This window comes from Lactococcus sp. NH2-7C (assembly GCF_029953655.1).
GTDB lineage: Bacteria > Bacillota > Bacilli > Lactobacillales > Streptococcaceae > Lactococcus > Lactococcus lactis.
Genome location: NZ_CP124538.1, coordinates 427,024 through 446,041, shown reverse-complemented (window position 1 = coordinate 446,041; position 19,018 = coordinate 427,024). Strand labels below are relative to the sequence as shown.

At 33.7% G+C, this 19,018-nt stretch carries 17 protein-coding genes; 15 read left to right on the top strand and 2 right to left on the bottom strand.

Annotation, left to right across the window (positions count from 1 at the left end; all coding sequences use genetic code 11):
- Positions 1 to 56: 56 nt before the first annotated feature.
- The 7 genes from QJV49_RS02195 to QJV49_RS02165 all read left to right on the top strand — a co-directional run bounded on the left by QJV49_RS02195 (position 57) and on the right by QJV49_RS02165 (position 10,882).
- A complete protein-coding gene (locus QJV49_RS02195; RefSeq protein ID WP_225512899.1) occupies positions 57 to 3,326 on the top strand; it encodes a hypothetical protein in 3,270 nt (1,089 codons plus the stop codon).
- A gap of 40 nt (positions 3,327 to 3,366) precedes the next feature.
- A complete protein-coding gene (gene asp1, locus QJV49_RS02190; RefSeq protein ID WP_225512900.1) occupies positions 3,367 to 4,887 on the top strand; it encodes an accessory Sec system glycosyltransferase Asp1 in 1,521 nt (506 codons plus the stop codon).
- Between the two features lie 23 nt (positions 4,888 to 4,910).
- Positions 4,911 to 6,536 (top strand): accessory Sec system glycosyltransferase Asp1, encoded by a 1,626-nt coding sequence (gene asp1, locus QJV49_RS02185; RefSeq protein WP_225512901.1) that lies wholly within the window; start codon positions 4,911 to 4,913, stop codon positions 6,534 to 6,536.
- 211 nt (positions 6,537 to 6,747) lie between these two features.
- Positions 6,748 to 7,368, top strand: a complete 621-nt coding sequence (locus tag QJV49_RS02180; protein WP_225512902.1) for a GntR family transcriptional regulator — start codon at positions 6,748 to 6,750, stop codon at positions 7,366 to 7,368.
- Between the two features lie 207 nt (positions 7,369 to 7,575).
- The gene (locus QJV49_RS02175) at positions 7,576 to 8,802 is read left to right on the top strand and encodes a glycine betaine/L-proline ABC transporter ATP-binding protein (protein WP_003130443.1); all 1,227 of its coding nucleotides are present in this window, start codon (positions 7,576 to 7,578) and stop codon (positions 8,800 to 8,802) included.
- On the top strand, positions 8,799 to 10,520 hold the full coding sequence (locus tag QJV49_RS02170) for an ABC transporter permease/substrate binding protein (protein WP_225512903.1): 1,722 nt from the start codon (positions 8,799 to 8,801) through the stop codon (positions 10,518 to 10,520). The genes QJV49_RS02175 and QJV49_RS02170 overlap by 4 nt, the downstream gene beginning before the upstream one ends.
- Before the next feature lie 191 nt (positions 10,521 to 10,711).
- On the top strand, positions 10,712 to 10,882 hold the full coding sequence (locus QJV49_RS02165) for a DUF3042 family protein (RefSeq protein WP_225512904.1): 171 nt from the start codon (positions 10,712 to 10,714) through the stop codon (positions 10,880 to 10,882).
- A 47-nt stretch (positions 10,883 to 10,929) separates the two neighbouring features.
- Here the strand turns inward: QJV49_RS02165 and QJV49_RS02160 are convergent, their stop codons facing one another.
- Complete coding sequence (locus QJV49_RS02160) at positions 10,930 to 11,496, bottom strand: TetR/AcrR family transcriptional regulator (RefSeq protein WP_225512905.1); 567 nt, start codon at positions 11,494 to 11,496, stop codon at positions 10,930 to 10,932.
- A 273-nt stretch (positions 11,497 to 11,769) separates the two neighbouring features.
- Here QJV49_RS02160 and QJV49_RS02155 point away from each other — a divergent pair, with 273 nt between their 5' ends.
- The 5 genes from QJV49_RS02155 (at position 11,770) to psiE (ending at position 15,720) form a co-directional block, all read left to right on the top strand.
- On the top strand, positions 11,770 to 13,089 hold the full coding sequence (locus tag QJV49_RS02155) for a DUF3440 domain-containing protein (RefSeq protein WP_225512933.1): 1,320 nt from the start codon (positions 11,770 to 11,772) through the stop codon (positions 13,087 to 13,089).
- Positions 13,071 to 13,613 (top strand): ParB/RepB/Spo0J family partition protein, encoded by a 543-nt coding sequence (locus QJV49_RS02150; protein WP_225512906.1) that lies wholly within the window; start codon positions 13,071 to 13,073, stop codon positions 13,611 to 13,613. Before QJV49_RS02155 ends, QJV49_RS02150 begins: the two co-directional genes overlap by 19 nt.
- Before the next feature lie 79 nt (positions 13,614 to 13,692).
- Positions 13,693 to 13,998 (top strand): helix-turn-helix transcriptional regulator, encoded by a 306-nt coding sequence (locus QJV49_RS02145; protein WP_225512907.1) that lies wholly within the window; start codon positions 13,693 to 13,695, stop codon positions 13,996 to 13,998.
- Positions 13,999 to 14,290: 292 nt separating this feature from the next.
- Positions 14,291 to 15,235: a cation diffusion facilitator family transporter gene (locus tag QJV49_RS02140; protein ID WP_225512908.1), complete on the top strand. Its 945-nt coding sequence runs from the start codon at positions 14,291 to 14,293 to the stop codon at positions 15,233 to 15,235.
- A gap of 53 nt (positions 15,236 to 15,288) precedes the next feature.
- Positions 15,289 to 15,720 (top strand): phosphate-starvation-inducible protein PsiE, encoded by a 432-nt coding sequence (gene psiE, locus QJV49_RS02135; protein ID WP_225512909.1) that lies wholly within the window; start codon positions 15,289 to 15,291, stop codon positions 15,718 to 15,720.
- Between the two features lie 68 nt (positions 15,721 to 15,788).
- On the opposite strand, the gene coaA is transcribed toward psiE, so the two are convergent.
- A complete protein-coding gene (coaA, locus tag QJV49_RS02130; protein ID WP_225512910.1) occupies positions 15,789 to 16,709 on the bottom strand; it encodes a type I pantothenate kinase in 921 nt (306 codons plus the stop codon).
- A gap of 187 nt (positions 16,710 to 16,896) precedes the next feature.
- On the opposite strand from coaA, the gene QJV49_RS02125 reads away from it, so the two are divergent.
- From QJV49_RS02125 to QJV49_RS02115, 3 genes are read left to right on the top strand one after another with little or no spacing between them, the layout of a single operon-like run.
- A complete protein-coding gene (locus QJV49_RS02125; RefSeq protein ID WP_225512911.1) occupies positions 16,897 to 17,496 on the top strand; it encodes a class I SAM-dependent methyltransferase in 600 nt (199 codons plus the stop codon).
- A 34-nt stretch (positions 17,497 to 17,530) separates the two neighbouring features.
- Positions 17,531 to 18,823 carry a pyrimidine-nucleoside phosphorylase gene (locus tag QJV49_RS02120; protein ID WP_225512912.1) on the top strand — a complete coding sequence of 431 codons (1,293 nt, stop codon included), beginning with the start codon at positions 17,531 to 17,533 and terminating at the stop codon, positions 18,821 to 18,823.
- A gap of 1 nt (position 18,824) precedes the next feature.
- Positions 18,825 to 19,013: a hypothetical protein gene (locus QJV49_RS02115; RefSeq protein WP_225512913.1), complete on the top strand. Its 189-nt coding sequence runs from the start codon at positions 18,825 to 18,827 to the stop codon at positions 19,011 to 19,013.
- Positions 19,014 to 19,018: the final 5 nt, after the last annotated feature.

Below are 19,018 nucleotides of genomic sequence, written 5' to 3'. Positions count from 1 at the left end.
TATTATTTTTTATTATTATTTTTAAACTTTATTTATTAGAGAGGTTAGGTTCGTTAATGAAGAAACAAGGCAGACAACTTAATATTTTGAATGGCTTGTTCTTGAAAAATGGAAAAGAGCAAGAGCAAAGAGCGTCATCAAGGGAGACTTCAAAAAGTCAAGTTATGCTAAAGAATAGCGAGGAATCATCATTAAGTCAAAAGGAAGTGAGCAATATGATAGGAAGGAGTGCCTATTCTTCAGGACTAAAAACGCACAAACAGTTGCTTGAAAAGTACCTTCAACATTCAGAAGAATATTTTAAAAATTTAGCTGAATATAAAAAAGGATACCGCGAATTAAATCGCAATTTAGAAAACTTTGATCAGCTTTCGAGGGAAATGTCCGATAAAAGGCAAGAGTATACTTCTGTAATGATTAAATATCAAGAAATCAAGCAAAAGTATGAAAAAAGTTTAAAAGAGTATCAAGAAATCACAAAAGAATATGAGAGTATCATCCGTGATAAACAAGAGGCCCAAAAGAAATTTTCAGAACAATCTTTGGCCTTAAAAAATATAAATCAAGAAGTTCAAGAGCTGATTGATAAAAAATCTGAAAAGAATGATACTTTTGTAGAATTAAAAGGTAAATTGGTAATAGAGAGAGAAGTCTTTAAGGCGACACAGAGCCGATTAAATGGAATTATTTCTGTCTATGAGTTACTCAAGAAAAATTATCTTGAAAAGAAGGAAACTTTTGAAGCATCTAGAAAAAAATGGCATCATGCTAATACCATAAAAAATGATTGGGAGATGCTGATGAAGGATTTTGAAAAGACAAAATCAAATAAGGAAAAATTTGAGCAAAATCTCTCGTCAATTGAAGAAAAAATAAAAAGTACAGAGGTGCAAGCGAACAGCTCAAAGGAAATTTTTAGTTTTGTTGAACCTTCTTTAACAGCAATGACGGATAAATATAAAGAACATAAAAAAGCTTATGAAGCAGCATCAATAGCTTATCATATTTCAAAGAAAAGTTATGATGCAGAGTATGCTAAGTATGCTGAACTTAAGTCGAATCTTAAGGAAATGAAAAGCCTCAAAAATCCAAGCCAAACTGTTATAGGGTATATCACACGGGATATGGATGTTGCCAAGAGTAGAGTTGACAACTTGGCAAAGGATTTCTATCCATTAGAAGAAAAATTTAAACTGCAAAAAAGTGTATTTGAACAAATCAGCGCAAGTTATTCCCTAGTCAAGGAGCTTGTCGATGAAAAGAAAGATAAGTCTAAGGTTTCCAATGAATCATTAATACAAACATTGGCTGCTCAGAAAAAAATTACGATGGTTTTAGAAGTTTTAAAATCAAAATATGGGCTTCTTAATCATCAACGTGGACAATCACAAGAAGCATTTAAAACAATTTCTCAAGAATACGATAAACTTGAGAAAGAATTTCAAAAAGAAGAGCAGTACTTTAATACGATAAAAGATGATTATACTGCTTTTGAAAACCGGTATAATTCAACTAAGGAATCATATGAAGCTGCTAAAGTAAAACTTGCTCAAAGTGAAGAAAATCTTGAAATTGTTCAAAAGGCTTATTCTGATGTGGCTGGTCTTCTTAGAGTGGCGACAGCTAATAAAGAATCAATTTTAGAGAAGTATAAAGTCTCTGAAAAATTACTGAAAAGACTGACAGAAACGGAAGAAGAACTAGGGTTTGAGGTAGAAAATAATTTCTTCGTTTTAGAAGAAACTTATCAAAGTGGCAACAAACTCTACCTTCAATTGACAGAGCAGGCAAAAGTGTGGCACGAGGAATATCCTAATTATAATAATTCTTATAAGGCGTTTGTACCTGAGTATGCAAAGATGAGTAGGCAACTGGAAAAACTTAATCAGCAATACGAAGTCATATATAACGACTATCAAAACTTAGAGAAGTCTCATAAAGCCACTCAAACACAATATCAACAAGAAATGCAAAAATATAATTCTGATCAAGAATTATATAATCAGGTGAGCCTTGAATTTAACCATTGTTTAGATTTGAGAAATAATGTTCTCAAAAAAGATAATGAATTTGAAGGCGCTTTGAATAATTTGAAACAGTTTGTTTTTAAGAACGAGAAATTGACTTTTCCAATTATTGAAGCAACAGGCTACAATTTTATAGATGAGTTTAATATTCCAGAAATTCAAGTTGATGAGTCATCTGCAAGATTAGTCAGAAAAATTGAACTCTCACAATGGACAGAAACCTATCAAAATCTGTACGCTCAAGTTGAAGCCAGTGCCAAAGAACTCACAGAATCTCTGACAATATACCAAAAGCAAGTTTCGGTTTTCATGAAGGTTGGCGGTAAAAAACTGACTGATTTGGGAAATAGTGAGTTAGCTTATCGTGGAACGAATATAGAAACATATTTGGAAAGATTACGAACGAATTTTAAAGAGTGGCAAACAGAGTATGCCAAAAGAGAGCAGGCTTTTGCTCAAGTAGTTTATGCTTATCGCCAGTATTTGGATGAATCGATAAAACTAAATGAAAATATTGCTAAAATGTCAGATTCTAAAAACGGCTTGCAAGATATAGTTAATGCCATTAATTCATTACCTAATTATATGGATATTTACAGTGCTTCTTATCGTGATGTTCATTTGTTGGCCACCACTCTTGGAACAGAAATTTCCACTTTAACACATTTAAGAACAATGGATGAATTAAAAGAACTTGTTCATAGAGTCTATTTTGAACGTGTTTCTGCTTTGATAGATACAAACCTAGAAGATACAATTAATCATTTTTCTGAAATTCGCTTTAATTATGACCAAAGTATCACTAATTTAAGAAAACAACTGGATAGGATGGAAAAATTGACGGGGATTCCAACAAGGAAGGTTGTAATAGAAAGTTCCCTCCCTAAGGATCTTGATTTAAAGAGCTATTTTACAACTGCTTTGGATGAAAATGTCAAACAGTTATTTTCTACCATTACGGGTAGTTCATCTTTTATTAATATTGTAAAGAAGGTTAAGGAATTTAAGCGAGTTCAAAATATCTTATCTGTTAATGAAGGAGGAAGTGCAATCAGTCTTCCAGAAGTTCCTATGATTTTTAATAAAAAAAAATTAGAGTTTTTACTTGTAGTTGCCACATTAAAAAATATTGAGGCCCCTGCTTCGGTGGAGAAGTTAGAAACTTCTTATTCAACACCAGAAAAACCAGAAACTCTTACCGACAAACCCGAATTTATCGAAGATCTTGTTGAAATAGAAAAAATTGAAAAGCAACATCAAAAGATAGAGAAAAAAGAAGCGCTAAAGGCTCTTGCTTAATATCAGTTTTAATAATATACCTAAGAGAAAGGCACTGATAATGAATTATTTTGTAAATGAGAACATCTTTACTCTAAACTCTGGAACTGAATTTTCAGCTATTAAACGTTTGAAAATGTTTAAAAATCATCAGGTTGAGGCAAAAATTTTGACAAAGAATTACAATCCTCAACTTTCTGGAGATTTAAAAAGAGTAGATTTAACTCATGATGATGTCATAAATATGTACGATTATTTTCAAGAAGTTATGAATGTTCCTGAAAAAGATGTTGATGTACGCTATACCGAGAAGATTGATAAAAGAAAATATCATATTGAAGGAATTGATGCTAATGAGTCTCTAATTAAACATGCTGGCCAGACTATTGCTAAAGTTCTTATTGCACCTGCTACGGTGGGATTGGTTGGTTCAATGGAATTTAATGATTCAATGAATCATGTAATAGCTAAAGATATTTGGGATCGACGAGGTTTTCTTTCTTCTACACAGTACTTTCATCCAGATGGTACACTAGGTCCGCAAATTTTCTTTGATATTAACGGAACGCCAAAATTAGAAATTACTCATATGAACATTCAAGGGATTCTAAATCCAACAATGTATAAATTATTAAACTACAAAGGGAAAAATCGACGTTTTAATCGGGAGGAAGAGCTTTTTTCCTTCTTTATGAATGAATTAGCTGGGCAAGAGCCCTCTGTCTTTATCAATGACCGTCCATCCCTTATTTCTGCGGTTGCATCTATAAAAGGAGCTGTGGGAAAATGGCAATTTTTACATAATTCACACTCAAAAAACAATCAACAAGCAGGGGCTTCCAGATTGGTTGTTGACTATCTGCAAAATCTATTTACAGTTTATAAAAATAGTTTTGATGGTTTAATAGTCCCTACAGCACAACAAAAGAAAGAGATTATTAAATATTATGATTTTAAACATGTTATAGCTTTAACAGATACTTTTTCGAAAAAAATTAAAAAATCACTTTTGCGAGATAGAAATAAAATTGTCTATGTTGGACGTTTATCAGTAGAGAAAAAACCAGCTGATGTTGTAGAAATTTTTGCGGAAGTCCATCGTAGATTGCCTGAAACAAGCCTTGATTTTTACGGTTATTCTTCTCCACTAGATGTTCAGAAAGATTTAGAAAAACTTATAGAAGCAAATAATTTAAAAAATGTGGTGAAATTTAAAGGCTATCAATCGAGAAAAGCACTAGATGAAGCTTTAGATAATGCTGGGCTTTTACTTAATACTTCTGAAGGAGAAGCTTTTGGGATGAATGTTTTAGAAGCGCTCAATCATGGTGTTCCTGTGGTAGCTTATAAAGTGAAGTATGGTTTGAGTGAACAAATAGAAGATGGGAAAAATGGCTATCTCGTTCCTTATGGGGCAATTCAAGCAGCAAGCAATTCTATTGTTGAAATTTTGGAATCAGAGGAAAACTGGGAAAAATTTTCTAATTATTCATATGAAAAGTCTAAAGAATACAATGAAGAAGCGGTTTGGTCGCAGTGGCTCAATGAGAAGGTTAATGCTGAGAGCTTATTCATAAAATAAACAAATAAAGGAAATGGTAAATCATGTTATTTTTTATTAACTCAACATTTAATCAAAAAAATTCTGGGATAGAGCATGCGCAACTTAAACGTGCAGCACTATTTCGAGAACATAAAGAGGCTTTTAAACTAGTATTTAGAGAATGGAATCCTAATATTCATCGTTTTTTATCTGAAGTGGGTGTTTCTGATTCAGAAACTTTATGTATGTTTGATTATTTTCAGAAAGCAGAACATGTAGATGAGAAGGTGATTCATGTAGAAGATTTAGATTTTGGAGTTGATTCATTAACTTATAATAAAGAACCTAATCAATTGAGATATCTTGTTTTTCAAGGGCAGCAGCTTATAGCTCGAGTACGATACTTTGCAGAAGATTCTCTTGAACGGGTGAGTGCAATAGAATTTTTTGATGGCTTTGGGAATCTTTATCGAGTAGATTTTTATGACTTTCGTGGCTTCTTAAGCTTAAGCCAGTGGTATACTCCAGATAATAAAATTGGGACAGAGGTTTGGATGGATATCAATGGTAAACCCGTACTAGAAACTTTTAATAAGTATGACGGGAACCAAAAATATAGTAAAACAGGATGGCGCTTGAATGGTACCGATGGAGCAATTTATAGTTTTGCCAATATTGATGAACTTACCCTCCATTTTCTTAATTTATTAAATGAAGAATATTGGCAGAAAGATAAAGCAAATATTTTCATCATGGACAGGACTCATTTAGCTGATTGGGCTTTATTAAATTTGGAGCGTCCAGCGTATACAGTACTTCATTTACATAATTCTCATGCTGGAGATGCTCAAGAACCCATGCATTCAGTCATGAATAACTTTTATGAATTTGGTTTAATGAATTTGAATGGTTATGATGCCCTGATATCAGCGACAGAAAAACAGACAGTTGATGTTTCAAAACGATTTAATCCGCAGTGCAAATTATTTACTATTCCTGTTGGGGTTGTTCCAAATGAAGTATTTTCAGAGAAGCGGATTGATATGAAGGCGCGTAAAGCACATAGTGTTTTAGTTACTGCACGTGTTGCACCTGAAAAACGAATTGATCATATTATTAGGGCAATAGGGATTGCGAGGAAGACTGTTCCAGACATTACGCTAGATTTTTATGGTTATGTTGACCATCGAGATGATGATTCGGCGCAAAAAGCCATTAATGCTGCGATAAAAGAATACCATATGGAAGAGGCGGTGCATCAATTTGAGTATGCTAATAATGTGGGAGAATTGCAAAAGAATTTTCAAGTTTATGCCTTAGCTTCAATCATGGAGGGGTTTAATTTATCGCTCATGGAAGCAATAAGCCATGGTATGGTTGGTGTTACCTACGATGTTAATTATGGTCCAAATGAGTTAATAGTTGATGGAGAAAATGGTTTTGTTGTTCCTTTTGAGGGGATTCAAGAAATGGCTGACCGTTTAGTGGAACTCTTTACTCAAGAAGATAAGCTACAAAAAATGTCTACTCGGTCTTATGAACTCGCTGGACGATATTCCGAAGAAAATGTTTGGAAAGCTTGGCAAAGTCTCATTGAAGATGCAAACAAAAAGAATATTGATTATCGTTTTCCAATTACAGAGGGAATAGGTGATCAAAGAATTTACTCTTTAAAAAATTCTAAATAGAAAAACAGTTAAAATAATTGTTGTGATAGCTTCTTTTTCTTAAGGATTTCAGCTAAAAACGGAGCATTAAAAACATATTTTACTTAGAGGTTTGAAAAATCATACTAAATGGTATAGATTGAAAAATAAAGGATAAAGCGCTATAATATGAAATAATTTCATTTTGTTCAGGTAGAATAAATTTTTAATGATTTGAGATGAGGAGAATTATATGCGCATAGCGAGGCAACCAAGATATCAGCAAATTGCCCTACAAATTGCTGAGAGAATTGTACGTAATGAACTTAAAGTTGGACAAAAAATATACGCTCGTTCAACTCTTGCAACAACTTTTGGTGTCTCACCCGAAACGGCACGTAAAGCAATCAATGTTCTAAGTGATCTGGGGATTGTTGACCCTGTTCATGGTAGTGGTGTGAATATTGCTTCAAAGCAAAAGGCGCAGGAATATCTGACTCAATATCAAGAAGTGGAAACTATGCAAGATTTACGGACACAAATCATGCAGAGCGTTGAAAGTCAAAGAAGAGAATTAGCTAATTTTTCATCAATCTTAGATAAATTGGTTGATCAAACTGAACACTTTCAAAAAACAAATCCTTTAACTCCTATTGAATTCGAACTAGAAAAAGACTCTGAAAAATTTGGAATGAGTCTAGGAGAAATGAATCTTTGGCAAAATACAGGCGCGACAGTTGTTGCTATTTTACAAAATGCAGAATTAATTGTTTCGCCAGGACCATACGCAACTTTAAATCAGGGAGATACCTTATATTTTGTGGGTGCTTCTGATACGGGACAAATTGTACAAAATTTCTTTTATTGCAACTAAGACATCGTTTACAAAACGGTGCCTTTTTTTAAGCTTAAGTTTAGTTAGTTGACATAGTGACTACATATTGTTATTATTGAGTGGTCACTTTAAATAAGAAAATCACTTGTGTAACTTAAAACTTCTAATTATTAATTAACTTATTTAGAATTTATATTTCTAAAAAACGTTTTAAGCTTCCCTGTGTTAGAGTAAAGGAGAGTTATTTTGCCAGTAAAAATAAAAATTGAACATCTAACTAAAATTTTTGGCAAACGAATTAAAACCGCATTAACGATGGTTGAAAAAGGTGAGCCTAAAAATGAAATTTTGAAAAAAACCGGTGCCACTGTAGGGGTTTATGATACAAATTTTGAAATCAATGAGGGGGAAATTTTTGTAATCATGGGTCTATCTGGTTCAGGTAAATCAACTTTGTTGCGTTTACTTAACAGATTGATTGAACCAACAAGTGGAAAAATATTTATTGACAACCAAGATGTTGCTACATTAAATAAAGAAGATTTACTTCAAGTTCGCCGTAAAACAATGAGTATGGTTTTCCAAAATTTTGGTCTATTTCCACATAGAACAATTCTAGAAAATACTGAATATGGGTTGGAAGTTCAAAATGTGCCAAAGGAAGAACGTCGCAAACGTGCAGAAAAGGCCTTGGATAATGCGAATTTGTTAGACTTTAAAGATCAGTATCCTAAGCAATTATCTGGTGGGATGCAACAACGGGTTGGACTAGCACGCGCTTTAGCTAATGACCCAGAGATTCTACTCATGGATGAAGCCTTCTCTGCACTAGATCCTTTAATTCGTCGTGAAATGCAAGATGAGCTACTTGAACTTCAAGCAAAGTTTCAAAAAACAATTATCTTTGTTTCTCATGATTTGAACGAAGCCCTCCGTATCGGAGATCGGATCGCTATCATGAAAGATGGTAAAATCATGCAAATTGGTACTGGTGAAGAGATCTTGACTAATCCAGCAAATGATTATGTTAAAACTTTTGTAGAAGATGTAGATCGTGCAAAAGTTATTACAGCAGAAAACATTATGATTCCAGCTCTAACTACTAACATTGATGTTGATGGGCCAAGTGTTGCCTTGAAGAAGATGAAGACTGAAGAAGTCAGCTCTCTAATGGCTGTTGACAAAAAACGTCAATTCCGTGGGGTTGTTACGAGTGAACAAGCTATTGCTGCTAGAAAAAATAATCAACCATTAAAAGATGTGATGACTACAGATGTCGGAACAGTTTCTAAGGAAATGCTTGTAAGAGATATCTTGCCAATTATCTATGATGCCCCAACGCCTTTAGCAGTTGTGGATGATAATGGATTCCTTAAAGGTGTATTGATTCGAGGAAGTGTTTTAGAAGCCTTGGCTGATATTCCTGATGAAGACGAAGTAGAGGAGATTGAAAAAGAGGAGGAGAATAAATGATTGATTTAGCTATTGGACAAGTCCCCTTAGCAAACTGGGTATCATCGGCAACAGATTGGATTACAAGTACTTTTAGTTCTGGATTTGATGTGATTCAAAAATCAGGAACGGCATTGATGAATGGCATTACAGGTGTTTTAACTGCCGTTCCATTCTGGTTGATGATTGCTGTTGTTACAATTCTTGCCATTTTGGTTTCAGGTAAAAAAATTGCCTTTCCTTTATTCACTTTCATCGGTCTTTCTTTAATCGCTAATCAGGGTTTGTGGTCAGACTTAATGAGTACAATCACACTAGTCTTACTTTCTAGTTTATTGTCAATCATCATTGGAGTTCCTTTAGGAATTTGGATGGCCAAATCTGATATAGTGGCTAAGATCGTTCAACCAATTTTGGACTTTATGCAAACAATGCCTGGTTTCGTTTATTTGATTCCAGCGGTTGCATTCTTTGGAATTGGAGTTGTTCCTGGGGTATTTGCTTCTGTTATCTTTGCACTCCCACCAACAGTCAGAATGACTAACTTGGGAATTCGTCAAGTTTCAACGGAATTAGTTGAAGCGGCAGATTCATTTGGTTCAACTGCTCGTCAAAAGCTCTTTAAATTGGAATTTCCTTTAGCTAAAGGAACAATTATGGCCGGTGTTAACCAAACGATTATGTTAGCTCTTTCTATGGTCGTTATTGCCTCTATGATTGGTGCGCCTGGCTTAGGTCGTGGAGTTCTTGCCGCCGTTCAATCAGCGGATATTGGTAAAGGATTTGTAAGTGGGATTTCATTAGTTATTTTAGCTATTATTATTGACCGCTTTACACAAAAACTGAATGTTTCACCTCTTGAAAAGCAGGGGAATCCTACGGTGAAAAAATGGAAACGGGGAATTGCCTTAGTTTCATTGTTAGCTTTAATTGTCGGTGCTTTTTCAGGAATGTCTTTTGGAAAAACAGCCTCTGACAAAAAAGTAGAATTAGTTTATATGAACTGGGATTCAGAAGTTGCATCCATTAATGTTTTGACTCAAGCGATGAAAGAACATGGCTTTGATGTTAAAACGACAGCTTTAGATAATGCGGTGGCTTGGCAAACAGTAGCGAATGGTCAAGCAGATGGAATGGTTTCTGCTTGGCTCCCAAATACGCATAAAACACAATGGCAAAAATATGGTAAATCTGTTGATTTGTTAGGTCCTAACCTTAAAGGGGCTAAAGTTGGTTTCGTTGTTCCAAGCTATATGAATGTTAATTCAATTGAAGATTTAACAAATCAAGCGAATAAGACAATTACAGGTATTGAACCAGGTGCAGGTGTAATGGCTGCTAGTGAAAAAACACTTAATAGTTATGATAATCTTAAAGGTTGGAAACTTGTACCTTCATCATCAGGTGCAATGACTGTTGCTCTTGGTGAAGCAATCAAACAACATAAAGATATTGTTATTACTGGTTGGTCTCCTCACTGGATGTTTAACAAATATGATTTGAAATATTTGGCTGATCCAAAAGGCACAATGGGAACTTCAGAAAATATCAATACGATTGTTCGTAAAGGTTTGAAGAAAGAAAATCCAGAAGCTTATAAAGTTTTAGATAAGTTTAATTGGACAACTAAGGATATGGAAGCTGTTATGCTTGATATTCAAAATGGTAAAACACCAGAAGAAGCTGCCAAAAATTGGATTAAAGATCATCAAAAAGAAGTTGATAAATGGTTTAAATAATCAACGAATATTTGAGTTTAATAAAAACTTTCTAGCATTATAGTTAGAAGGTTTTTTATTATTTCATTCTAAGTTTATTATTTTTAGATTTATAACATTTATGTTAAAATGATTTTGTAGAGTCAAATAAGGAAAGTTTACTAAAGTATTTTTATTTGATTATTTATCTATAGAACTAGGAGGAGAGAAAAATGAATCGTACATTTATTAAGGGCTTTTTGGCAGGAAATGCGCTTTTGATAGCTGGGCTCGCTGCCACTGCTATTGGCGTTAAAGCAAAAGTTATCAATCCTATCAAGAAAAAAGAAGAACAAATTGAAATGGGTAGAAAACGAGCAGCTAGAAAACGGATTGCTCCCTAAGCAAAAAAATATGATAATAAAAACGTAAATCCACAGATTTACGTTTTTTATTTTATTCCTTTAAAAATGAGTTGATTGATAGAAGAATTCATGAAAAACATGAATTTTGGGCGGAATTTGTCTATATCGATTGGAATATCTGCTTCTAGCCAAAGGGTTAGAACGGTAATGAGTTGGGCATTAAAATATTTTAGAAGTTCTTGAGCTGTAAAATAATTTGCTAGGCCATGTTCTTTTATAAGAAAGTTAAAACGTTTTTCAGCCCATTTCCAGGTTCTATCACTAATGCCTTCAATTAAACGAAAAGGAAGTTGAGAGCTGTAGATAATATGAGCTTCCTCTTTGTGTTGCCAAAGGATTGGTAGTAAGATATCGGCAAGAAGCTCAAGAGAAACCTCTTCACATTTGTATTGGAGTAAACGTTCATTGGCTTCATCCACAATATTTAGGTAGATATATTCGACAATAGCGGGAACTCCCGCCTTAAAATTACGTTTGATAGTGGCGCGAGTAATATGCGACCGTTTTGAAATTTCCTCAATAGTCAATTTTCCATTTTCTGAGGCGATATTTAAGAGAGTGCGAATAATAATTTCTTTCGTATCTTTTGTCATGATGCTTCTATTTTATACTTTTAGGAGTATAAAATCCTTTCTTTCTTTAATTATCTAATTAATAAGCGACTATTAAAAATAATCTATTATAGATAATTTTTTCATTATTTGAAATGGTATATCATTATTTTAGTAAGAAATTAAATGTTTTGATTATTTTTTCGTTTGATAAAAACTTTTACAAAGTCATTGCTTTTTTGTAATATATAATTGTTGATAGTTTTAACGAAGCGCTTTGGAAAAATGAAATCAATAATGGAAAGGAAAGACGAGGTGAAAGTTTATCAAAATGAAAATGTTTATGAAGCATTTAATCATCGACTAGATTATATTTGTAGTTATTTTGACCATCTGATTATTTCTTTTTCTGGTGGTAAGGATTCGGGTTTGATGTTGGAATTAGTTCATCTTTATTATGAAAGTCATGATTGGATAAAAAAAGGAATAAAAGTTTCTGTTTTTTATTTGGATTATGAAGGAAATTATCAAGAAACAAGAAATTATATTGAACGTTCAATGGGGAAATACCCTGAATTTGATTATTATCATGTTTGTCTTCCTGTGTCAGCTTCTTGTGGAATTTCGATGTCACAATCAACTTGGCTGCCTTGGGACCCAGAACATCAAGAACTTTGGTTGAATTCAATTCCTCCAGAAGCTATTTGTTTAGAAAATCAAGAATTTACATTTTTTAAAGTTGGAATGTCTGATTATGAGTTTCAAAGTAAGTTTTGTCAGTGGCTTCATCAAGAAAAAGAGGCTGTACGAACAGCTGTTTTGGTGGGAATTCGTGCTCAAGAAAGTTTAAATCGTTATAATGCGGTGACACGCGAGGAAACATTTTCTCGTTTTGGAACAACTAATTATAGTCATCGTATTAGTCAAAATGTCTTTAATTTTTATCCAATGTATGATTGGCTATTTGAAGATATCTGGCGGGCTAATGCTAAATTTGATTTTGATTATAATCATCTTTATGATTTATATTTTCAGGCGGGAGTTCCGTATAAATCAATGAGAGTTGCCAATCCTTTCCATCAGTGTGGGGTACACTCATTAAAACTTTATCAGGCGCTAGAGCCAGCTACTTGGGGGAAATTAGTTGGTCGTGTCAATGGTGCAAATTTTGCAGCACTCTATGGTGGAACCGCAGCGATGGGTTACCGTGGAGCAGTGCTACCAAAAGGTCATACTTGGAAATCTTACGTTGAATTTTTACTTAATACATTGCCAGAAGAAACCCGAAAGGTTTATCGTAAAAAATTTAAATCTTCGATGGATTATTGGATGAAAACTGGTGGAGCTTTACCAGAAAATGTAATTGCTGAGTTGGATCTGCTTGGTTTAGATTTTGAACATTTGGGTCCCCCCACAAATAAACGAAAATATAAACAAAAATATGAAGTTATTCGGTTTAAAGATTATCCAGATGATGTGCCAATTAAGAATTTTAGGTTGGTCCCTTCATATAAACGAATGTGTATCACGATTTTAAAGAATGATACTTCTTGTCAGTATATGGGGTTTGGTCAAACGAAGGATGAATTACAGAAAAAACAAGAGGCAATGGAAAAATGGGAGACATTTTTATAAGTCCAGCTTATGATATCAGGCGAGTGCCAATTGAGAAGATTAGAGCAAATGCTTATAATCCAAATCGAACAGCACCTCCTGAATTTCAACTACTTGAACGGTCGATTTTAGAAGATGGTTATACAATGCCTATCGTTTGTTATTACGATAAAGAACAGGATTTTTATGAAATTGTAGATGGTTTTCATCGTTATCTTGTCATGAAAAATTCTGAAGAAATTGCTAAACGAGAAGGAAATTGTTTACCTGTGTCGATTATTGACCGTCCACTTGAAGATAGAATTGCTAGTACCATTCGACATAACCGTGCCAGAGGCACACATTCAATCGAATTAATGACGGATATTGTTCAACAATTGGTAGAATCAGGATTGAGTGACCAGTGGATTATGAAACATATTGGAATGGATAAAGAAGAGTTACTTCGTTTAAAGCAGTTGAGTGGTTTGGCTTCACTTTTCCAAAATCAGGAGTTTTCTAGGGCTTGGAATTGGGAAGAGGATGGAGAAATTAGTGAAGAATGAATTTGAATGTTTCTTTGAATTTATTTTATTCACTTATTGAAAAGTTATCTATAAAAAATTATAAAAAAGGAATATTATTATGGAACATGAATATTTGTTTGTTTACTCAAGATTAAAATTGTTGATTAAAGATGCTCATAAATCTTTTAATCAAGTTGAGCGGGAACTTGGCTACCCTCGGAATACTTTGAAAAATTATAAGTATAAGAAAAAACCGAGTGTTGGTCGTGTTTTTGAAATGGCAAATTATTTTAATGTATCAATTGAATTTTTGTTAGGAATCGAAGAAAAAGACAATAAAAATAGTTTAGCTTATCGTTTAGAAAAATTGAATCGTGAGAAAAAAGAACTTGAAATTTTGATTTTAGAAAGTCAAAAAGAATGAGAAGTTGTGAAGCTAATTTTTCACTAAAAACATTATGTTAATGGATTGACACTTTTTTGTAAATGTTGTATTATTATCTTTGTTAAATGAAGTTCATCAGTGAAATTCATTTGACTTCTTTTCTTACATAGTATTAGGGGATAGGTTTTGATGATTTATTCTCTTGAAGGTTCTTTCTTTGTAGGAAGAACCTTTTAGTTTTTCTTTATTTTTGACTTAAAAGTTACAGATTAAATCTTAAATAAAGGCTTATGTTATAATTAAAATATATTGAATAGGAAATGAGAGAGTTATGGAAGAGAAAAAAACTTCAGGAATGTTTGCAGTTTTTGCGGCACTTGGGGCTAATGTTCTGGTTGCAATTAGTAAGTTTATTGGATTTGGTTTATCTGGCTCAGCAGCGATGCTTAATGAAAGTATTCATTCAGTAGTGGATTGTGGGAATCAGATTTTACTTTTGTTTGGCGATCGTCGCTCAAAACAAGCAAGTACTAATCTCCACCAATTTGGTGAAGCTAGAGCAAAATATTTCTTTAGTATGATAGTAGCCACTTTCCTCTTTTTCGGTGGGGGTGTTATTGGGGTAATGGAAGCCTATGATAAATTGGTTCATCCAGCACATAGTGTCGAAAATGCGGGGATTGTTATTGGGATCTTATTGCTTGGGATGGCAATTGAAGGATCATCATTAAGGGTGGCTTTTAAAGAAATTGGCGAATTGAACACAGAAAAGTTACCAATCTTTAAGTTTTTGCATGAAAGTCGTCACAGTGAAATTCTAGTTATATTTGCTGAGGATTTATGTGCAATTATTGGTTTACTTTTAGCGCTTTTGGGAACTATCTTGACGATGGTGACGGGCAATCCTGTTTTTGATGCAATCAGTGGGTTGTTGATTGGTTTCTTGCTTATGGCAGCAGCGATTTTCTTGACAAGGGAATTTTATAGTTTAATTGTTGGTGAACGTGTGACAGATAGTGATTTAGAAAAGATTTTGACAGCTTTTAATCGTCCTGAAGTGGAACGAGTAATTAATGTTAAAACAGTTCACCTTGGCCCAACAGAAATTTTGATTGCTGCAAAAATTGATTTGGTGAGTCAGCTTGTCTTAGAAGATTATGAAATCATTAATCAAATTGAAGCGGAAATTAGAAAAAAAATTAGTGATAAGAAGTGCTATATTTATATTGAAATTGACGAATTCGTTCAGGGATATGTCCAATCTTCAGATTTATAAGCCCAATTTACTGAAGGAAATATTTTAATGATGAGACAAGAAGGAGTGCGCCTATGAAAAATTTTTTTAATCATGTTGAACTGAAATTTGCTAATTTATTATCGAAAATTAGTTTTATGTTGCTTATGGTAGTTGGGCTTTTGATGGTTTATTTTCTATTTAGAGAAGTTTATAATCTTGTTTTACTTGCTTTTCTTTCTGAGAGTGAGGTTCATTATTACGATATTTTGGAAAGTATTCTCTCATTCTTTATCTTCTTTGAATTTTTAACATTGATTATCACTTCATTGAGAAATAAAGGGCATGTGTCATTAATTTTCCTCTTATCACTCGGGATTACTTCACTGATTCGACTTTTGTTAACCTATCATGAACGATTGGTTGGGGTCTTATTGATTGCTAGTGCTATTCTGATATTAATTATTGGCGTCTTTGTCTTAAAGAAATTTGTGTTTCCAAATGATGATACAGCAGATTATTTCTAATCTTGCCTGACAGTTCTGTCAGTAAAATTGAAGACAATAAAAATACTGACAGATTTGTCAGTATTTTTTTAGAATTTTTTCAGGTAAATTTTGTCAATATAGTGATTTTCTGTTTTGTGAAGAATAATTTCTGCCCGATTTCTTGTGGGTTCAATATATTCTCTAAGATTGACACGATTGACACGTGCCCATGTTTCACGGGCTAGATTGATTACTTTTTCTTCTGGCATTTTTGTAAATTGATGATAGAAGTTTGTCTGATCATATTTAGCTAATTTTAAAAGGCTGTCAAAACGTTCGAGGTACCATTTTTCAATAAGTTTTTCGTCAGCATCGACATAAATTGAAAAATCATAAAAATCACTGATATAAAGAAGTTGATTTTGTGGATTTTGAAGAACATTAATTCCTTCTACAATGAGAATATCAGGGCTATCAATTACTTGACTTTGGTTAGGCAAAATATCATAAGTTTCATGTGAGTAAATCGGAACCTCAAATTTTTCACCATTTTTGACGTGATAAAGAAAACTTGTCAATTTTTCCATATCATAGCTTTCAGGAAAACCTTTACGGTCGAGAATCCCCATAGTTTTTAAATCATTAGTCGTGTACAAAAAGCCGTCAGTTGTCACTAAATCAACGGTTAATTTTGGAAAGGCACGTGAAAGCAGGAGTTGGAGAAGCCTTGCAGTAGTTGATTTTCCAACGGCGACCGAGCCAGAAATCCCAATGATGAGTGGGGGAGTTTTGACAATTTTTTGTAGGAAAAGTCCCTTAGAGTAACTCATGTCTTCTAAATTTTTTTTATATAAGCGAAGAAGATGAATCAGTGGTAAATAGACGTCCTCCACATCTTGTAAGCTGATTTCATCATTGAGTGAGCGGATTGATTCTAACTCGTCATGAGTTAAGGGAGCAATCGAAGTATTATAAAGATTTTGCCATGTTTTTCGGCTAATTTCGTCAAAATTAATGAATTCATTCATGACAAATATTTTATCATATTTTTGGCGTATCAAGGTAAAAAAACTAATAAATCTGTAAGCGTATTAAATAAGTTACTGACAAGATTTTTACACTTCTGTCAGTAAAAGTGTAAGAGATTACAAAATAAGTAGAAGTTCTAAAAATTTTTTTAAGATAAAAAAGGGCTTTTATGTTAAAATAAAATTAATGGTTAAAACAAATATGTATTATGAAGACAATCAAGATTTGTCGCATGACTTTCAGACCTTAACAGTTGAATTGTTAGGTCAGTCAATGCGTTTCAAAACAGATCGTGGTGTCTTTTCAAAAAATGGAATTGATTATGGTTCTCGTGTTTTATTGGAAAACTATCAACCTGAAAGTGCAAAAAGTCTTTTAGATGTTGGGTGTGGTTATGGAACATTAGGGTTAACCTTAGCTAAAAAGTTTGATTTAGATGTGACAATGGTTGATGTCAATAGTCGGGCACTTGATTTATGTCGTAAAAATGCGATTGACAATGCTGTCAGTAATAGTATAATTGAACTTTCAAATATTTATGAGTCTGTCAGTGAAAAATATGATGCGATTATCTCGAATCCGCCAATTAGGGCCGGTAAAGAAGTGGTCCATGAAATTTTAGCTGGTGCTTTTGGTCACTTAAATGATGGAGGGCATTTGACGATTGTTATCCAAAAGAAACAAGGTGCTCCGTCTGCTCAAAAGAAAATGGAAGAAGTATTTGGTAATTGTCAGCTTGTAGCTAGAGATAAAGGGTACTTTATTTTAAGAAGTTATAAAAAATAGATAATTATTGATAAGATAAAACTAGGAGGAGCCTATGACCTATCGGATGGTTGATCTCATTCAAAAGAAAAGAGATGGCGGTGAATTTAGCCAAGCTGAAATCGATTGGATGATTGAAAATTATGTCAAAGGAATTGTGCCAGACTATCAAATGTCAGCACTTGCGATGGCAATTTATTTTAAAGGGATGACCACAGAAGAAACTGCTCATCTCACGATGGCAATGGTTCATTCAGGAAAAGAATTTGATTTGACTGATATTGCCGGGATCAAGGTTGATAAACATTCTACTGGTGGAGTGGGTGATAAAGTAACACTTGTTTTAGCTCCGCTTGTAGCTTCATTTGGGGTTCCTGTTGCGAAAATGTCTGGTCGTGGCCTTGGACATACGGGAGGAACTTTGGACAAATTGGAGTCTATTCCTGGCTTCAAATTTGAAAAAACGGAAAAAGAATTTATTGAACAGGTCAAAGAAACCGGAATTGCCATAATTGGGCAATCCGATGAACTTGTTAAAGCCGATAAATTGCTCTATGCTCTTCGAGATGTCACAGCAACTGTTGATATCATTCCTCTAATCGCTAGTTCTGTCATGTCCAAAAAAATTGCCGCAGGCTCTGACGCCATTTTACTAGATGTAACGGTAGGAGATGGTGCTTTTATGAAGTCGGTTGAAGATGCGCGTCTACTTGCTCAAACAATGGTTGAACTTGGAAAATCTGTGGGACGAGAAACCGTCGCTGTCATCACAAATATGAGTCATCCTCTTGGTTTTGCTATTGGAAATCGAAATGAAATGACCGAAGCAGTTAATACTTTGCAAGGAAAAGCACCAAAGGAATTCAAAGAATTTATTGCTGAACTTGCCCAAATTATGTTGCAACTTGCGGGACTTGAAAAATCAATGCCTGAAATTTTAGAGCATTTTACTAATGGACTAGCATATGAAAAATTTGTTGAAATGGTCAAGGCCCAAGGGGGTGACCCAACTGCGTTTGATCATTTGACAGCTCCTCTTCAAGTAAAACATCAAGTAGAAATTAAAGCAGACAAATCAGGATTTATTAGTGAAGAAAAAGCATTAGGAATTGGTCTTCTTGCTATGAAATTAGGAGCAGGACGTGCAACTAAGGCTGATGATATTGATTTTGAAGCAGGTATTACTCTGACTAAAAAAGTAGGAGATAAGGTGGTTGCTGGTGAAGTTATTGCTTATCTTTATTCTAACCGTGAAATTACTGACGAATTAGTTGCTGAATTTAATGATAGCTTGGTCATTAGTGATCAACAAGTTCATCAAAAAGAAATTCTAGAAATTATCAGATAAGATGAAAAATGATTTAAAAATTCCAACACCTGTCATGGCCCTGCAAGTTATCTTGTCGGCTTTGGCTGGTGCAGCGACCAAATTGTACTTACAAAATTTTGGTTGGCTCATTCAACTTATTGCTTTTATCATTATCTTCGTTGTAGTCTACCTCATCGTTGGAATGATTTATTTAAAATTAAAAAAATAGAAAGA

Excerpts from the sequence above, each read along its gene's own strand:
- QJV49_RS02195 (WP_225512899.1), top strand. The coding sequence starts at position 57 with ATGAAGAAACAAGGCAGACAACTTAATATTTTGAATGGCTTGTTCTTG.
- asp1 (WP_225512900.1), top strand. The coding sequence starts at position 3,367 with ATGAATTATTTTGTAAATGAGAACATCTTTACTCTAAACTCTGGAACT.
- asp1 (WP_225512901.1), top strand. The coding sequence starts at position 4,911 with ATGTTATTTTTTATTAACTCAACATTTAATCAAAAAAATTCTGGGATA.
- QJV49_RS02180 (WP_225512902.1), top strand. The coding sequence starts at position 6,748 with ATGCGCATAGCGAGGCAACCAAGATATCAGCAAATTGCCCTACAAATT.
- QJV49_RS02170 (WP_225512903.1), top strand. The coding sequence starts at position 8,799 with ATGATTGATTTAGCTATTGGACAAGTCCCCTTAGCAAACTGGGTATCA.
- QJV49_RS02165 (WP_225512904.1), top strand. The coding sequence starts at position 10,712 with ATGAATCGTACATTTATTAAGGGCTTTTTGGCAGGAAATGCGCTTTTG.
- QJV49_RS02160 (WP_225512905.1), bottom strand. The coding sequence starts at position 11,496 with ATGACAAAAGATACGAAAGAAATTATTATTCGCACTCTCTTAAATATC.
- QJV49_RS02150 (WP_225512906.1), top strand. The coding sequence starts at position 13,071 with ATGGGAGACATTTTTATAAGTCCAGCTTATGATATCAGGCGAGTGCCA.
- QJV49_RS02145 (WP_225512907.1), top strand. The coding sequence starts at position 13,693 with ATGGAACATGAATATTTGTTTGTTTACTCAAGATTAAAATTGTTGATT.
- QJV49_RS02140 (WP_225512908.1), top strand. The coding sequence starts at position 14,291 with ATGGAAGAGAAAAAAACTTCAGGAATGTTTGCAGTTTTTGCGGCACTT.
- psiE (WP_225512909.1), top strand. The coding sequence starts at position 15,289 with ATGAAAAATTTTTTTAATCATGTTGAACTGAAATTTGCTAATTTATTA.
- coaA (WP_225512910.1), bottom strand. The coding sequence starts at position 16,709 with ATGAATGAATTCATTAATTTTGACGAAATTAGCCGAAAAACATGGCAA.
- QJV49_RS02125 (WP_225512911.1), top strand. The coding sequence starts at position 16,897 with ATGGTTAAAACAAATATGTATTATGAAGACAATCAAGATTTGTCGCAT.
- QJV49_RS02120 (WP_225512912.1), top strand. The coding sequence starts at position 17,531 with ATGACCTATCGGATGGTTGATCTCATTCAAAAGAAAAGAGATGGCGGT.
- QJV49_RS02115 (WP_225512913.1), top strand. The coding sequence starts at position 18,825 with ATGAAAAATGATTTAAAAATTCCAACACCTGTCATGGCCCTGCAAGTT.